Source organism: Niallia sp. FSL K6-0212 (genome assembly GCF_038007605.1).
Lineage (GTDB): Bacteria > Bacillota > Bacilli > Bacillales > Cytobacillaceae > Niallia > Niallia circulans.
Window position 1 is genome coordinate 1,453,632 of record NZ_JBBOXL010000001.1, and the last position, 16,418, is coordinate 1,470,049.

The 16,418-nt window shown below is 36.2% G+C and carries 17 protein-coding genes; 14 read left to right on the top strand and 3 right to left on the bottom strand.

The features are described 5' to 3' along the window. Positions 1-169: 169 nt before the first annotated feature. The 8 genes from MHH96_RS06835 to MHH96_RS06870 all read left to right on the top strand — a co-directional run bounded on the left by MHH96_RS06835 (position 170) and on the right by MHH96_RS06870 (position 7,519). The gene (locus tag MHH96_RS06835) at positions 170-1,387 is read left to right on the top strand and encodes a CynX/NimT family MFS transporter (protein WP_047943962.1); all 1,218 of its coding nucleotides are present in this window, start codon (positions 170-172) and stop codon (positions 1,385-1,387) included. Between the two features lie 183 nt (positions 1,388-1,570). Continuing rightward, on the top strand, positions 1,571-1,882 hold the full coding sequence (locus tag MHH96_RS06840; RefSeq protein ID WP_053215772.1) for a DUF3243 domain-containing protein: 312 nt from the start codon (positions 1,571-1,573) through the stop codon (positions 1,880-1,882). A gap of 585 nt (positions 1,883-2,467) precedes the next feature. Then, positions 2,468-3,517 (top strand): iron-siderophore ABC transporter substrate-binding protein, encoded by a 1,050-nt coding sequence (locus MHH96_RS06845; RefSeq protein ID WP_047943963.1) that lies wholly within the window; start codon positions 2,468-2,470, stop codon positions 3,515-3,517. Further along, a complete protein-coding gene (locus MHH96_RS06850) occupies positions 3,518-4,552 on the top strand; it encodes a FecCD family ABC transporter permease (protein ID WP_172885210.1) in 1,035 nt (344 codons plus the stop codon). Further along, positions 4,549-5,580 (top strand): FecCD family ABC transporter permease, encoded by a 1,032-nt coding sequence (locus tag MHH96_RS06855; RefSeq protein WP_047943964.1) that lies wholly within the window; start codon positions 4,549-4,551, stop codon positions 5,578-5,580. The genes MHH96_RS06850 and MHH96_RS06855 overlap by 4 nt, the downstream gene beginning before the upstream one ends. Beyond that, a complete protein-coding gene (locus MHH96_RS06860; protein WP_047943965.1) occupies positions 5,580-6,383 on the top strand; it encodes an ABC transporter ATP-binding protein in 804 nt (267 codons plus the stop codon). Before MHH96_RS06855 ends, MHH96_RS06860 begins: the two co-directional genes overlap by 1 nt. Before the next feature lie 162 nt (positions 6,384-6,545). After that, a complete protein-coding gene (locus MHH96_RS06865) occupies positions 6,546-7,019 on the top strand; it encodes a hypothetical protein (protein ID WP_047943967.1) in 474 nt (157 codons plus the stop codon). Continuing rightward, entirely contained in the window at positions 7,016-7,519 is a 504-nt protein-coding gene (locus tag MHH96_RS06870; RefSeq protein WP_047943968.1) for a hypothetical protein, read from the top strand. Before MHH96_RS06865 ends, MHH96_RS06870 begins: the two co-directional genes overlap by 4 nt. A 105-nt stretch (positions 7,520-7,624) precedes the next feature. Here the strand turns inward: MHH96_RS06870 and MHH96_RS06875 are convergent, their stop codons facing one another. Next, the gene (locus tag MHH96_RS06875; RefSeq protein WP_341116939.1) at positions 7,625-8,005 is read right to left on the bottom strand and encodes a DUF1634 domain-containing protein; all 381 of its coding nucleotides are present in this window, start codon (positions 8,003-8,005) and stop codon (positions 7,625-7,627) included. Next, positions 8,005-8,847: a sulfite exporter TauE/SafE family protein gene (locus MHH96_RS06880; protein WP_341116941.1), complete on the bottom strand. Its 843-nt coding sequence runs from the start codon at positions 8,845-8,847 to the stop codon at positions 8,005-8,007. The genes MHH96_RS06875 and MHH96_RS06880 overlap by 1 nt, the downstream gene beginning before the upstream one ends. A gap of 384 nt (positions 8,848-9,231) precedes the next feature. Between MHH96_RS06880 and MHH96_RS06885 the strand changes: the two genes are divergently transcribed. From MHH96_RS06885 to MHH96_RS06900, 4 genes are all read left to right on the top strand, one after another. Further along, positions 9,232-9,867: a helix-turn-helix domain-containing protein gene (locus MHH96_RS06885; protein ID WP_047943972.1), complete on the top strand. Its 636-nt coding sequence runs from the start codon at positions 9,232-9,234 to the stop codon at positions 9,865-9,867. Between the two features lie 19 nt (positions 9,868-9,886). Further along, positions 9,887-10,858, top strand: a complete 972-nt coding sequence (locus tag MHH96_RS06890; RefSeq protein ID WP_047943973.1) for an LCP family protein — start codon at positions 9,887-9,889, stop codon at positions 10,856-10,858. A 317-nt stretch (positions 10,859-11,175) separates the two neighbouring features. Then, positions 11,176-12,750, top strand: coding sequence for a hypothetical protein (locus MHH96_RS06895; RefSeq protein WP_047943975.1), 1,575 nt, complete (start codon positions 11,176-11,178; stop codon positions 12,748-12,750). Between the two features lie 124 nt (positions 12,751-12,874). Further along, on the top strand, positions 12,875-13,747 hold the full coding sequence (locus MHH96_RS06900; RefSeq protein WP_047943976.1) for an aminoglycoside 6-adenylyltransferase: 873 nt from the start codon (positions 12,875-12,877) through the stop codon (positions 13,745-13,747). 14 nt (positions 13,748-13,761) lie between these two features. Here the strand turns inward: MHH96_RS06900 and MHH96_RS06905 are convergent, their stop codons facing one another. Further along, positions 13,762-14,238, bottom strand: a complete 477-nt coding sequence (locus MHH96_RS06905) for a DsrE/DsrF/DrsH-like family protein (RefSeq protein ID WP_047943977.1) — start codon at positions 14,236-14,238, stop codon at positions 13,762-13,764. 135 nt (positions 14,239-14,373) lie between these two features. Between MHH96_RS06905 and MHH96_RS06910 the strand changes: the two genes are divergently transcribed. Further along, positions 14,374-14,850 (top strand): GNAT family N-acetyltransferase, encoded by a 477-nt coding sequence (locus tag MHH96_RS06910; RefSeq protein ID WP_047943978.1) that lies wholly within the window; start codon positions 14,374-14,376, stop codon positions 14,848-14,850. A gap of 106 nt (positions 14,851-14,956) precedes the next feature. Continuing rightward, a complete protein-coding gene (brnQ, locus tag MHH96_RS06915) occupies positions 14,957-16,285 on the top strand; it encodes a branched-chain amino acid transport system II carrier protein (RefSeq protein ID WP_341116950.1) in 1,329 nt (442 codons plus the stop codon). Positions 16,286-16,418 lie beyond the last annotated feature (133 nt).

A 16,418-nucleotide genomic window follows, 5' to 3' on the forward strand; every position in this document is an offset into this window, starting at 1 on the left:
CTTCAACTTCTAGAAAAAAGAATGGACAAACACCTGCTTGTTATATTATATTATTCATTATCATAGTGAAAATATATTATATTATACCAAATTACTTAACTGACTACTTCTTATTAATGATGAAGGACTCATTTCATAGTCATTTGGCTACTATAATCAGGAGGAAACAATGACTAATCAACATATACAATCAAATCGAGCTGTTCATAAGTCAGCCGTTTGGATGGTTATTATAGGAATAATCTTTATTGCTGCCAATTTAAGAGCTCCGTTAACATCAGTGGGTCCAATAGTAGGATTTATTAGGGATGATCTTCATATTTCTAATACATTAGCAGGGATGATTACCACATTGCCATTATTATCTTTTGCGCTTTTTTCTCAGATTGTACCTAAATTGGCTCGTAAATTTGGTGTGGAAATGATGATTCTGATGTCTATAATCTTTCTTACACTAGGCATTATTTTACGTTTATTATCTGGGGTGGCTGCTTTATATATTGGTACTGCTGTGCTAGGATTGGCGATTTCAATTTCTAATGTGCTATTACCTAGTCTGATTAAACAAGAGTTTCCAACTCGAATTGGATTAATGACAGGCGTATATTCTATTTCGATGAATTTATTAGCTGCTATTGCTTCGGGACTAAGTGTTCCAATTGCCATTGGACTTGGAATTGGCTGGCAGGGTGGATTGGGAATTTGGGGGATACTTAGCTTCGTATCCATTTTATTCTGGCTGCCTCAAATAAAGCATCTCAACAAGGAAACAGCAGCTGTTCGAAATAAAGTAGTAGATTCTCAGGTGAACTTGTGGCGCTCTCCATTAGCTTGGCAGGTGACCTTATTTATGGGGTTACAATCGATGGTCTTTTACATTCTTATTGCATGGCTGCCTGAGATTTTACAACAACAAGGAATAAGTTCAGATCAATCTGGCTGGCTCCTTTCTGTGATGCAATTAGCATTACTTCCCTTTACCTTTATTGTACCTATTATTGCAGGGCGTATGAAAAGTCAGCGTTCTTTAGTCACTATCATGAGCGCTTTGCTTTTAGCGGGGACACTTGGACTAATTTATGGAAGTGCAAAGTTAATTGTATGCTGGATTATCATGATAGGTATTGGGGGAGGTTGTGCCTTCAGTTTATCGATGATGTTTTTTGGCTTGCGAACGGAGAATGGCAGACAGGCAGCAGAACTATCTGGCATGGCTCAATCAGTTGGCTATTTACTAGCGGCTATTGGTCCTACGCTTTTCGGGTATTTACATGATGTAACGAATAGCTGGACTATTCCGTTATTCATTTTAGCTGGTGCGTCATTGCTGCTCTTTGTATTTGGATTAGGAGCAGCTAGAGATCGGTATGTAAGCACAAGTAAATAGTTTATCATAACGAAGGTTTTTTCCGGTGCAACGCCGGAGAATCTTCGTTTTTTTTACGGATAACAAAGGACCTGTGAGGAATGAGATAGAAATGGAGATTATTGCTAAGTCGATATAAAGTTTCGCGCGGCTTTTCTGGGGAATAGTTAAGGGACAAACAAATAATTGGAGGGAAGATTATTGATGAATAATTATAATGCAGATCCCAACAAGGCCGAAGAAACAGTGAAAGAAATGGATAGAAAAACAATCCAAGAGAAGCTAGAGAATTTTAATGAGTTTAAATCTTATCTAAGCAGTAAAATAGAAGTAGGCAAAAATCTTGGCATGGATAAAGAGCAATTAGCGAAAAGTGCGGAGAAAGTCGCTGGCTATCTTGCTAACAACGCAGAACCACAAAATCGTGAGGAGGCACTACTTCAGGAACTGTGGAAAGTGGGAAATGAAGAGGAACGCCATAAATTAGCGCATATGCTTGTGAAATTGGCAAATTAATTCGTGATTTCAATTTTTAAAGGATAAAAGAAATGATAGAAAGTGAAACTCGCCTTTGGCGAGTTTTCTTTTTGCAAAAAATTAGAAGAAGGTGAGACCAAATGATTAAGTCTTTCGTAGAAGAAATAGAGAAACATCATATCATTATTTATAATGATAAACAGTAATAGATTGTAATAACACGGAGGAAGAAATCATGCATTTGTATGATAATGTTTATTATTTGTTTACTACCTAGCTCTTACTAGCACATTAAGATTTCATATCGTTTTTGCCAATATTTAATCATTTGGAAAATCTACAAGCATTTAAAGCAAATGAATAGAGTAAAAGTTAATGAGAATTTAAAAAGGGCAATCGCTTTAGCGTTGCCCTTTAAATATGCCTAAAAGAGTTTAAATTTATTAGTAGTCTACTTGATTTTATGGTCTCTTAGTTGGTGAAATGGAGAATTTTCATCAAAAGATGGCAAAATCACGTATAACTTACTATTTGTAATTGACAGAAAAATAGAAAACAAGTATTATAATTGAGAATGATAATCATTTATATTATAAAATTATATAGAAAAAGAGGGACATACATATGTTTAAAAAACAAAGAAAGCCATTTATTTCTATTTTCTTATTCTCAATTGTAGCCATTCTTTTACTAGCGGGTTGTTCAAGTCAGTCATCCTCGAAGGCAGATAAAGAAAAATCAGCTGATTCTAATACAGATTCATCGTATCCAATAACGATTAAGCATGCGCTTGGAGAGACTGTCATTAAGGAAAAACCTGAACGTGTTGCAACAATTGCATGGTCTAACCAAGATGTAGCACTTGCGCTTGGTGTTGTACCTGTAGGTTTCTCAGCAGCAAATTATGGTGTTCAAGATGATAGCGGAATGTTACCTTGGACTGCAAAAAAACTAGAAGAGCTAGGTGAAAAAAATCCTAATATTTATCAAGATACAGATGGCATAGACTTTGAGGCGATTTCTGATTCTAATCCAGATGTCATTCTTGCCGCGTACTCAGGACTTACACAAGAAGAGTATGATACTTTAAGTGAAATTGCTCCTGTTGTAGCATATCCAAAAAATCCTTGGGTTGCTTCTTGGCGTGAACAAGTAACATATAATTCAATGGGAATGGGTATGGAAAAAGAAGGGAAGCAGCTTATTGCAGATACAGAAAAATTCATTGCAGATAAAGCAAATGAGTTTCCTGAATTGAAAGGGAAAAAAGCAGCATTTGTAAGTGTTAATGGTGCTGACTTATCCAAATTTTATATCTATTCACCAACTGATCCACGAGGTGAATTCCTCACAGAGTTGGGGATGGAATATCCGGAAAGTATTACAAGTCAAATGACGGATCCAACTAGTTTCTATTTGGAAGTAAGTGCTGAAAATGCAGACATATTAAATGATGTAGATATTTTTGTATCGTATGGAAATGATGAAACACTTGCTGCTTTACAGAAAGATCCGATTTATGGAAAGATTCCAGCTGTACAGCGAGGGTCTGTTGTCATTATCGAGGATAATACGCCACTTGCAGCAGCCGGAACACCAAGTACACTTTCGATTGAATATACGCTCGACGAGTACCTAAAATTACTCTCAGAAGCTGTAAGTAAAGTGAAGTAAATGGAACAGACATCCGTTCTAAAAAATAAGCAGTTATTAATACCGAGAAAATTTATTAGTGTATTAGTAATTTCTATTATCTTACTCGGTATAAGTATATTGGCGTCTCTTGCTTTTGGATCTCGCACTGTTGGCTGGAATGAAATACTGGATGGATTATTCCATCCAGAAGTACAGTCTCACGGAGCAAATGTTGTCCGCCAAAGAATTGCTAGAACTGTATTTAGTTTGTTGTGTGGTGCTGCATTGGGAGTTTCTGGTGCTCTTATGCAATCCGTCACTCGTAATCCGATTGCAGATCCTAGTATATTAGGAGTAAACACAGGTGCAGCTCTATTTGTTGTTTGTGGGATATCCTTTTTTCATATTGGCACTGCTGGTCAATACATTTGGTTTGCATTAGCAGGAGCAATCTTAACTGCCATTTTTGTATTCGGAATTGGTTCGATGGGGAGTGGCGGTGCCACCCCCCTTAAACTTGTTTTAGCGGGGGCAGCGACAAGTGCAGCATTATCCTCTCTTGTAATGGCTATTATGATTCCGCGTTCCAATGTTATGGATCAATTTAGATTTTGGCAGGTAGGAAGTGTTGGTGCTGGAAATTGGGATTCTATCTCTATTTTCATTCCTTTTCTCGTTGTAGGCATTCTAATCGCCTTGTTCTCTGCCCCGGGCTTAAATGCTTTGGCCTTAGGGGATGAAGCAGCAAAGGGGTTGGGAGTGCGGACCGGCACACTTAGACTTGTTGCGGCATTTGGAGGGGTCTTATTGTGTGGTGCAGCAACAGCTCTAGCGGGCCCAATTGGTTTTATAGGTTTACTTGCAACCCATGTGATCCGTCTTATTATTGGTCCTGATTTGCGCTACATTATTCCAATGTCCGCTCTAGCAGGAGCGATTATCCTAACGATTTCAGATGTGTGCGGCCGGATTATTGGCAGTCCCGGTGAACTGGAAGTGGGCGTAGTTACAGCCTTTATCGGGGCCCCGATTTTAATCTTAATAACTATGAAAGCGAAAATGCGTACGTTATGATGAATGAATCAATGAATCTTATTATGGTAGGTAGAACAAAAAGGCGTCGTCGTTTTATTATTGTGACTAGTTTGTTAGCAATCATTGCTTTTGCTTTATGCTGCATGATGCTTATGCTTGGAAATACGATTTATCCAGTTGGGGATGTAATTAGTGTTTTACTAGGCGAGCAAGTAAAAGGAACCTCTTTTGCGGTCGGAACAATCCGTTTTCCAAGGATGGTGGCTGGGGTTTTTGCTGGTTTTGCTTTTGGTATTTCTGGACATGTGTTTCAAACAATGCTTCGTAATCCTCTAGCAAATCCAAATGTTATTGGAATAACAGCTGGCTCAAGTGCTGCTGCGGTATTTTGTATCATTGTTCTTCATGCAAGCAGTACGTTTGTTTCCATTGCTTCTATTATCGGTGGACTAGCTACAGTACTGGTTATTTTTCTATTATCGAAAGGCACTTCTTTTTCTATTGGCAGGTTAATATTGATAGGTATTGGAATACAGGCGATGTTAAATGCTGTAATATCCTATTTATTGCTTATTGGACAGCATCATGATGTTCCGACAGCAATGAGATGGTTAAGTGGTAGCTTAAATGGTGTGAAAATGGAGAATCTTTATCCGCTTATGATTACCGTTCTACTTTTGGCACCTATCATTATCTTACTTGGAAAACGATTAGATATGTTAGAGCTTGGGGAACAAACTGCTGCATCACTAGGCGTTAACACAGATAGAACAAGAGTTGTACTGGTTATCAGTTCGGTTCTAATTATTGCGTTAGCTACTGCTACCACTGGCCCGATTGCATTTGTTGCATTCCTTTCTGGCCCTATTGCTAAACGATTAGTTGGGATAGGATTTTCTAGTGTTATTCCGGCAGGTCTTGTGGGAATCATTTTGGTTTTAGCATCTGACCTGATTGGACAGTTTGCATTTGTCGCTAGATACCCAGTAGGTGTGATCACTGGTATTCTAGGTGCACCATACTTAATCATGCTATTAATTCGAATGAATCGAAAGGAAGAGTTGTAATGGATAAGATACATGAGTTTCGAGCGGAAAAGTTAACATCAGGCTATGAAGGCAAAATGATATTGCAAGATATTGAGCTTGAAATTCCGAGTAATAAAATTAGTGTGATTATCGGCGCAAATGGCTGTGGAAAATCAACGCTTTTAAAAACACTATCCAATCTTATTAAGTCTTCCTCTGGCAGCATTGCACTCGATGGAAAGGCGATTAGTAAATTTCCGCCAAAACAATTAGCTCGCATTCTCGGTATTTTGCCACAATCCCCTATTGTACCAGAAGGAATAACAGTAGCAGATCTAGTTGGGCGAGGGAGATTTCCTCACCAAAATTTCTTTAGTGGCTGGTCCAAGAAGGATTATGAAGCAGTTGCAGAAGCAATGGAAATTATGAAGATTACAGAATTTGCTAATCGAAATATTGATGAGCTCTCAGGCGGGCAGAGACAACGTGTCTGGATTGCGATGGCACTTGCTCAGCAAACGGATATTTTATTTCTTGATGAGCCAACCACTTTCTTAGATATCACCTATCAAGTGGAAATATTAGATTTGCTGACAGATCTTAATCGGAAATACGGTACAACGATCGTAATGGTCCTGCATGATATTAATCTTTCGGCACGGTATGCGGACTATATTTTTGCACTAGACAAAGGCAAGCTTGTAGGAGAGGGGAAGCCAGCTGACATCATTACAAGTAAGTTGGTTAAAGACATCTTCGGACTTAATTGTACGGTGATTAATGATCCAGTTTCAGGAACTCCTTTAGTTGTGCCGAAGGGCCGATATCATGTTAATGCATAGGTTTATAATGAGAAAGCCTTCAAGTATGAAAACTTGAAGGCCTTTTGTGTCTATATACCGGACGATCTTAATACTGGCAATAATAGTTTATTTTGGAAATAATATTGTTTCTCTTGGGCATATTACATGTTATATGCCAAACCTTTTAAAGGATGATTATTTATGTCCATCGCTATTATGTCACTGTTAGCATGTATAGTATTGATTGTATTTGCTATTGTTCCGAAAGGTTTAATGCTTACGGAGATTGTTTTTTTGTACTTTATTATTGGAATTTTAACAATTACGATATTTACAATATTAGATGTTAATTTGCACTGGGTCCCTCTTACTCGCACGGTTGAAGGTTCATTTGCTATGTATATTTGCCGATTTATTGTGATACCATTTCAAATTCTCCTGTCTATTTGTATCCTTTGCTCTTCATGGAAGACAAAATGGCGATTACTATTTACTGGGCTCATTGTGTTGTTTTTATGCTTGGAGGATCGGATCTATATATGGGCAGATCTTCTTGCCTTCGAGAATTGGAATCAGTTATATTCTGCTCTTTTGTATGTTATATCAATAGTTTTAGTATGGTGGATAGCCCGCTGGTTTATTGGCCTGGATAAAGGAGAGTTGGAAGAAAAATGAAAGAATTACATTATGATTTTCATTTTAGTTTAAATGAGTGGAGTATCCTTATCTCGATTTTTTTGGGATTTCTATTGGTGATATTGCTCCCAAGGCGTTTTACCAAAAAGACGATGAGTATATATCTCATGTGTGGTATTTTTTTTGGTTTCGTTTTTGACCATACGTTAAGTATTTTACCAGTGCGTTATTATATAATAAATGACAGTTCTTCTTTTGAAATAATGGATTTCTTTTCCCATGTAATGTATGCCCCGATAAGCTACCTTTTCTTTTATCTATATGATCTCTTCCATATTAAACCTAATTTTACGCTGTTATACATTTTAGGCTGGGCCCTTGTGAGTGTTGCGATAGAGAGAATTTGTGGCATGATAGGGATTTTTCATTATCAACATGGATATACGATTTATTATTCCTTTGTTATTTATTTATTAGTTATTAGCATTTGGATTATCTTTTACAGATTGATTAAAGAACATGGAGAGAAACAATATTAGCCGAATTCCGTATGAAATAAATCAAGATTTGTTATCCGAAAGAGGATATTTTAACAGGATGAATAAAAACGGGGACTGTTTTCAGGAAGAAAACAAGCCCTTTTTTTAAGAAGTATAACCAATTAAGAAGCTGATAAATAATATTATTAATACTATGGCTGTTATTCCAACATATAACCAGTCCTTTTCTTTATAGAAAGCATAACAGGATATTCCAACTCTTAATACAGGGGTTAGGATTAAACAAAAGAGACCTAGCATAATAATGGCAAATGGTTTAAATGTAGCAACCCCAATAAAAATGTCTTTAAAATTAGTAGGGAACGTTTCCTTATAACCAGAGTTATTTGTAATCAAATAAGTAATAATGCCTACAAAAATAATTAGGGCAGAGACAAGAACCCCGAATCTAAGTATTTTTCCGATTGTTTCCTCAATAATGACTAATTCTTCTTCAGAAGTTTGTTCTTTTTTTTGTGCTTCCATTAAAATTTCACCCCAAATCCTTCTAATATCATTTGAGCACCGATATAGCATAAAAGTGGAATAAAAATAATTCGGATCCATTTTGCTGGTAATATTTGCATTACTTTTGCTCCAATTGTGGATCCAATTAATACCCCAATAGCAACGGGAGCAGCAACTTCTGGTAAGATAGAGCCGTTGAAAAATAATACAGTTGCACTTGTAGCAGCAGTAACTCCCATCATTAGGTTGCTAGTTGCGCTAGAAGGCTTGAGTGGCATTTTCATAAATGTATCCAATGCCATTACTTTAAAGGCACCACTGCCAATCCCTAGTAACCCACTAGCTAATCCTGCCCCAAACATCACACTAAACCCTGCTGGGACTTTTTCGACTTGATAATCAATTTGTGTCTTTAGGCTTTTATCATAATATGTATTATTTAGTTTTAGCCTGTCCGATAAATAGTCAGGTTGCGCCTTTTTCAATACTTCTTCGCCCGAACGGAGCTTTTGTACCATATTGATCGCTGAGTAAAGTAAGAAAGAACCAAATAAAATAAACATAAGAGTCGGCGAGAGAATGCCTACTAAGATTGCTCCTATGATCGCTCCAACCGTAGTAGCAATCTCTAAAAACATGGCCACGCGAATATTGAGCATTCGATCTCTTAAGTATGCTACTGCTGAACCGGAACTTGTTGCAATAACAGATATTATACTTGCTCCAATCGCATGGTGGATATCAAACCCAAATCCTAGTGTTAGAACTGGAGTAAGAATAATCCCTCCACCTATTCCGAGGATAGAGCCCAGAAGCCCGGCAAAAATACAAATAAAAAGAAGTAAAATGAAAGTTAGCATTACATAGCCTCCTAGTGAATAAGGTAATGTCTTAAACATAGTGGTAAATCTCTACATAAAAGAATCGAATGAAAACTAATTCTTACTTAAGAATTAGAATGATAGTTTAAAAGAAAACAAAGATTTGTTGTAAGTCATTTGAACCATACTATTTCATTGACAATATGTCAATATATTTGTTCATTCTAATGTTCTAATCAAGTAATAACCCATACATAGACATAAGTTCATAGATGTTTATGCGTTTTTTATAGGGATAGATAATAGAAAACGATTTGTTTGTTGACAAAAAATCAACAGTCCGCTATTTTAGTAGTATATTGCGTGTTAATATTACAAATTCTTAATATAAAAGAATAATAAAAGATAGGAGCTTAATCTAATATGAGGGACATCAATGAGATTGGATTATTATTAAAAAATCTTTTGAAGAAAAATGCTATGTCAATGAGAAAGCTCAGTGTGTTAACGAATATTGACACAGCTACAATCTCACGAATAATTAACGGCAAAAGAAGACCAACCCCAGAACATCTTCAAAAATTTGCAAAGTTTCTTGATTTTCCTGTAGATAAAATGTTTACAGCGGCCGGTTATTTACCTTCAGAAGTGTCAAGTCAATCAGAAGATATCTTCGATTCTATCGAAACCATTCAAAGTGAATTATTCTCTTCTAACCACTATAAGGAGACCTTTTCTATCAAAGAAGTGCAAGAACAGCTTCAAAAATATAATCATTATGCATTGACTGATGAAGGAAAGGGATTAGTAGCTGATAAATTTGAAGAAAAAGTGCAAAAAGTAGAAGGGGTAGGACCATTCATACAACAACTAAAAGAGTATTATCAACGTTTTTCCAACAAAAAAGGAAATATTACGGAATTAGCTGTTATGGGAGCCGCTCTTATCTATTTTATAATTTCCGTTGATGTTATTCCGGATTACATTTTCCCAATCGGATATTTAGATGATGCGGTAGCAATTAAGATTTCGGCTAAGCTTTTGCCTGCAAAGGGTTAGAGAATAAAGGAGATATAGAATGGAAAATAATACGAGAGTAAAAAGAAAAAAGGGAATAAGGTGGAAGAGGGTTTTTGGTTTTGCAATTCTTATTTTTGCTTTAGCCGTTTTTTATTCTGTTTATCAATATAATAAAGGCTTAAAACAAGCAACCCAAATGAAAGGAAATAATAAAATAGAAAGTAGTTTTGAAGACTTTGAAGGACCTGAGCCACAATTTGGAGAAATTAATATTATGTTGTTAGGAAGTGATTCGCGAGGAGAGGAACATGCTAGAACGGATACACTAATGATTGTGCATTATAATCAAAATACACATAAAATGAAAATAGCCTCTATTATGAGAGACATATATGTAAATATTCCGGAAATAGGATATCAAAAAATGAATGCGGCATTTGCTTATGGCGGACCTGAATTAGTAAGAAAAACCTTGAAAGAGAACTTTGGTATTGATATTAACTATTATGCGATTGCAGATTTTGAGGGTTTTTCCAAAATTGTAGATATAGTAGCTCCTAAAGGAATTGAAGTTGATATACCATATGAGATGTCCTATGGGATTGGTATGACATTACATCCAGGGAAACAAGTATTACATGGCGATCAGTTATTAGGTTATGTCCGTTTTCGCCATGATCGATTAAGTGATTTTGGCAGGGTGGAGAGACAGCAGGAAGCAATAGAAAAGCTGAAAGAACAAGCAGTTAGTATACACAGTGTAGTGAATTTACCTAAAATCCTAGGTACTGTTACGCCTTATATTGAGACAAACTTAGATACACCTACAATATTGTCGATAACAAAAGGGTTAGTAGTAAATAAATCAGACGATTTGGACCGTATTAGAATTCCAGTTCAGAACTCCTATGAAAATGATACGGTTAATGTGGGAGCAGTATTAAAAATAGACATGGATGAAAACGCAAGAGTATTAAATGAATTTTTAGCTGATGGACATGGACTTGTAGAAGGAAAGGCAGGTAATTAATCAAATAAATCTTCCTTTGCTGATGGCTATGCTTTTCTATAGACTTAGTTCAGCAACAATCCTCATCCTAATTATGGATGAGGATTGTTTTAAGTGATAATAAGGTTTACTAGAATAATATTTTTTTGGTAGAACAAGAAATTTGAATGGTGAAACACTTTTTTTATGCTTGGGATTTCCCTATATATAGTTTGTATACAATGAGAGTAAGAAAAGAAATGAATAGAATTCTCTAGCATATTTTGTCAGAAAATATGCTATTATTATTTTATTCATAATACAAAGAGAATTTATTTGGAACAATATGGGGGAATAAGATGAAGACCTGGATACTACAGAAATTATATTGGATCATACCAGGGGTGCTGATTTTATTAGGACTGTTTTTATTGTTTTTTGAAAATTTTTCTAAGGTGACAGCGCAGCCAGGGCCGGATTGGAGCAAAGGATTGTTAGTTGGACAATCTGAAGTAAATAAACTGCCGGCAATCAAGGAGACGGGTGATGGAGGTTACTTGTTCTCTTTCTTTCAGGAAAATAAGTTAAAGACGGCTATCATGACCAATGACTTTAGGATCAAGGAAGAGAAAAATTATGATATACCTGTAGACAAATGGACACAAATATATCAGGGAAATGATGAGCTTATTTATTTTGATTATGAAAATATTTTTGACCAAGATAAGACACAATTAGTTGCGGATGTAGAGCAGTTTATTCCACTCGAGAAAACTATTCTCTATATAAAAGAAAATAAGCTTTTTCAATTAAATCCTGAAACAAAAGAAACGTCGGAAATTATGGATATTGATCTAGAAAAGGAAAAGTTAGCAGTAGAGGAAAATGCGGATGGCATTCACCTTCTATTATTTGCAAAGGAAAAGGGCAATGTTGACCTTGCTTTATCTCGTGTCCAAGATGGGAAAGTCAACCACTTATATGAAACAAAGGTAAAGGTTGATCCTGGGAAGATAGTAAATGGCATATCTTTTACGTTTGAAGATCAAAAACTGGCGTTATTGCTTCAAGAGGAATTAGAATTAACGCAAGGAAAACCAGAGTTTTTCAACTATTATGCAGAAATTGATATTACAAAAGGACAAGAGGCTGTGCAATATGAGTTAACGTTCCAAGATCCTGCAAGGGAGAATGGGAAGCTAACAGAAATTTCAGATGTTGCATTTACCTTTAGGGATGGAAAGCCGCGCCTGCTATTTAAGGCGAATGGTTATACAGAAACGAAATATAATGAGAAGACTGGATTCAATATTTATGAATCGGAAATAGGGGAAAACGGAAGTACAAAGACGGAGCGACGAAGCAATACAGCTGCGATATCGACTATTCCACAATGGTTAAATGAAGATATGATTGCATGGATGGATTTACATGGAGATGGCAATAAAGTCTATGTTTCTTCCAATGAAATTACAAAAATAAACAAACAAATAAAACATACATCTGAGGATTGGCTGCAGGCATTTGGCAAAACATTTGGAATGATTTCCACCTCTTTTTTCGCCTTTGCACTTTCCTTTATATGGTTATTGTGGCCAATACTATTTGTTATTTTCATGTATGTATTTTTTAGTAGAAAGGTTGATTACAATCCACCGTGGATTTTCTATACCGGAATTGGAATCTATTTGATTGCAGCAGTTATATGGAAGGATCGTTTCTTTGTTCCGAATATACTTGCAACTGCACCTAAGTACCTAACATTTACGGGCAGTACTTATTTTTATTTGTTATTATTTGCGGTTATTTCCTATTTTTTATCCATACTAACAAAACGTATCAATGAATGGACAGGTGCACCGAGGATTATCTATTTTGTTGGTGTACACATTATTTTGTTAACTGTATATTTTGGTCCGTATATTATCTATTAGAAAGGAGTGGCTTTTATGAACCTATTTGAGGGATTTTTATAACGACATTGGAGCTGGATTCGTGCCCCGCCAATTATAAATAGAATAATAGAAACATATGAATAAATATAATTGGAGGGATAGCATGAGAACAGAGAAGCAAATATTAGATTTAGTGTTAAAAGTGGCTAATCAGGATAAGAGAGTAAGAGCTGTTTGCATGAATGGCTCGAGAACAAATCCAAATGTACCGAAGGATGCTTTTCAGGATTTTGATATTGTTTATCTAGTAGATGATATGGAATCTTTTTTGAATGAGCCTAACTGGATTGATGTTTTTGGGAAACGAATCATTATGCAAACCCCAGAGGATTCCTCGCTTTTTCCGGCAGAGCTAGGCGGAAGATTTTCCTATCTTATGCTATTTACGGATGGTAACCGCATCGACTTAACCCTTGTTCCGCTGGAGGAAAAGAACAAGTATTGTCAGGAGGATGGGTTGACGGTGATTCTCTTAGATAAAGACAATAGTCTCCCTTGTATACCCCCTAGTACAGATAAAGATTATTGGGTAAAAAAGCCAACTGCCGAACAATTTTCTGATTGCTGTAACGAATTTTGGTGGGTCTCTACCTATGTTGTTAAGGGATTATGGAGAAGAGAAATTCTTTATGCGATTGACCATATGAATATCATAAGGGTGATGCTGTTAAAAATGTTGGAATGGAAGGTAGGCATCGAAACAGATTTTTCCCTTAGTGTAGGAAAAAACAGTAAATACTTAAAACAGTATATTGATGATGATACATGGAAAAGGCTCATGCATACCTATCCGAGTGGCGATTATAGTCTAGTCTGGAAATCGTTATTTTCTATGACAGCATTATTTGAGGAAATCGGATTAGAAGTTGGCAGAAAGATGGATTTTCTTTATCCCTTAGAAGAGGCGGAAGGGGTGAAAGCTTATTTAAACCATGTTCGTCAATTGAAGCCTAATGCAGCAGAGACCGCCTTTTGATGATATGGGAACCTTTAAATAAAAAGCTGAATATCAGACTTTAAAGCATCTTTAAGATAAACCTTAGCGTCGACAATTTCGACTTCTGGATAAAACTCTTCTTGTTTAAATCCAAGTATATCAACTGATAATTTGCAGGCAAGAAACTTAACTTGTTTTTTTCTTGCCCCTTTTAAGAAAGCTATAAGTGGTGAAGCTTCTTCCTCCTCAAGCATTTCCTTCATCATTATTTTACCTAGACCAGCATAATTCATTTTAGATAAAGGAAGCTGCTCTACGTCTTTAGGTTGGAAGGTGCTAAACATTTTTTCATAAAAGGACTTACCTTCCAAATCGACTTTTTCGGGATCACGAAGTAATAAAAGCCCCCAAAAGGTGAAAAACATGGTTACCTCCACATTTATTTCCCGGGCACTATTAGCTAGAATGAAACCAGCCATTGCTTTATCGTAGTCCCCGCTAAACATTAATACGTTTAACTTTTTTTCCATGGAAAAATTCCTTTCTTGTTTTAGAATATCTTTAGCTTTCATCAAATAGTTTTGGATATGCGGATTTCACTATATTGTCATATTTACGGAAGAGAATAGAAAAAAGCGGATATAATAGGAAGGTGATGAGCAGTCATGCTATATCGTAAATTTACAGCAAATGATTTTGAGTTATATTACCAATTAGTTTCTAATGAGCGAGTGATGGCCCAGATTACAGAAAGAGCTATTCCGTTAGAAGAGGCAAAGGCTGACTTTGAGAAATTATTGATCCGCAATGACAAGAATCAGATCTTTGGATCATATGCTTTTTTTCAACCAGCCTCAGAAGTATTTATAGGGCTTGGTCATGTGACTTTAACGGAGCAAGAGCTTGCTGAAGCAGAACTTGGCTATATGCTTTTGCCAGAACATTGGGGGAAGGGATATGGCGGTCTGGTTGCGGATAGATTGATGTCATTAGTGAAGCATACAGATATAAAGGTAATAAAGGCAATTATAGATCCTGCTAATAGAGCCTCGAGAAAAATATTAGTGAGTAGAGGATTTACTTCAGCATGGATTGGAGAAATAGAAGGCCTGCCAGGAGAGATTTTGAAGAAAGTTCTTTAATAGTCTAGAAGGTATTATGTGAAAATTCATTTAAAAAGTTGTTGTGTACTTTTAAACGTTCCCGTATTATCTAATTTATATGTATTTATAAAGGAGTATTAGATTTATGCAATCAAGAATTTCTTTTTCAACTTATGCTCTAATTGGGACGATGCTTTTTGGTATGTTTTTTGGAGCGGGAAACTTAATTTTTCCTATTCAGCTTGGACAGCTTGCGGGAACAAACTTTTGGCTTGCGCTAGCTGGCTTTTTAGTAACAGCGATTGGGCTTCCTTTTCTCGGTATATTAGCAATTGGCTTATCAGGAAGCAATGGCCTGCGCGAGCTTTCAAGTCGCGTTCATCCAGTGTTCGGATTTCTCTTTTCGTTATTTCTTTATTTAACGATTGGTCCATTCTTTGCTATTCCACGTACAGCGACAGTTCCATTTGCAATAGGGATTGAACCGTTTGTCGCTAATAGCCATATTGCTTTATTTTTAGCTATTTTTAGTTTTCTTTTCTTTTTACTGGTTTACTATTTTTCCTTAAATCCGGCAAAGATTATGGATGTGATTGGGAAATATCTGACTCCTGCTTTTCTGCTGTTTTTATTTTTATTAATAATAGTAAGTGTTGTTCGCCCGATGGGGAGCTTTCAAGAGCCACAGGGAGCATATCTAAATAATGCTTTTATGACAGGTTTTAAAGAAGGATACAACACCATGGATGCTCTAGCATCTCTAGCCTTTGGTATAGTGGTGATTAACGCTATTAAAGGGAAGGGGATTATGGATGTAAAGAGTATTGCGAAGACAACATGGAAATCAGGAATATTTGCCATGCTGCTAATGATGTTTATCTACGGATTTATCACTTATATGGGTTCTTCTAGTGTACAAGCTGTAGGAACTTTTGAAAATGGCGGACTTATCTTTGCTGCAGTAGCTAAGCATTATTTTGGTCCTTTTGGCGGCATTTTGCTTGCGGTTATCATTGTGCTTGCCTGTTTAAAAACAAGTATTGGATTAATAACGTCTTGTAGTGAATTTTTTCATGAAGTATTTCCGAAGATTGGCTATAAGACTTTTGTGCTTAGTCTATGTGTTGTTTCTTTCTTATTTGCCAATTTAGGCTTAAATAAAATTATTCTATTTGCAGTACCTGTGCTCATGTTCTTATACCCTTTAGCAATTGTGCTTATCATACTTGCTCTTTTTTCGCCATTATTCAAAGGCAAGCAAAGTGTGTACCTAACGGCAATGGTGCTAACATTCTTTGTAAGTATATTGGATGGCTATCAAGCACTTGTAAAAAGCATCCCAGAAGCTAAGCTTAGCTTTTTTGAGGAGATTGGGCATTTTTACGAGAATATTCTCCCCTTTTACGAGATAGGGTTAGGCTGGGTTTTACCCGCCCTTATTGGTGTGGTGATTGGATATTTCGTTCGTAAATAGTACGCAGAGGGCGGTTCTCCTGCATTCCATAGAGGAAGCGGGAGAATCGTCTTTTTATTACCATATTTATCAAGTTTATTATTTGATAAACATTCTAAATAATACACCGATAGTAATAGTGCTATTAGTGTTT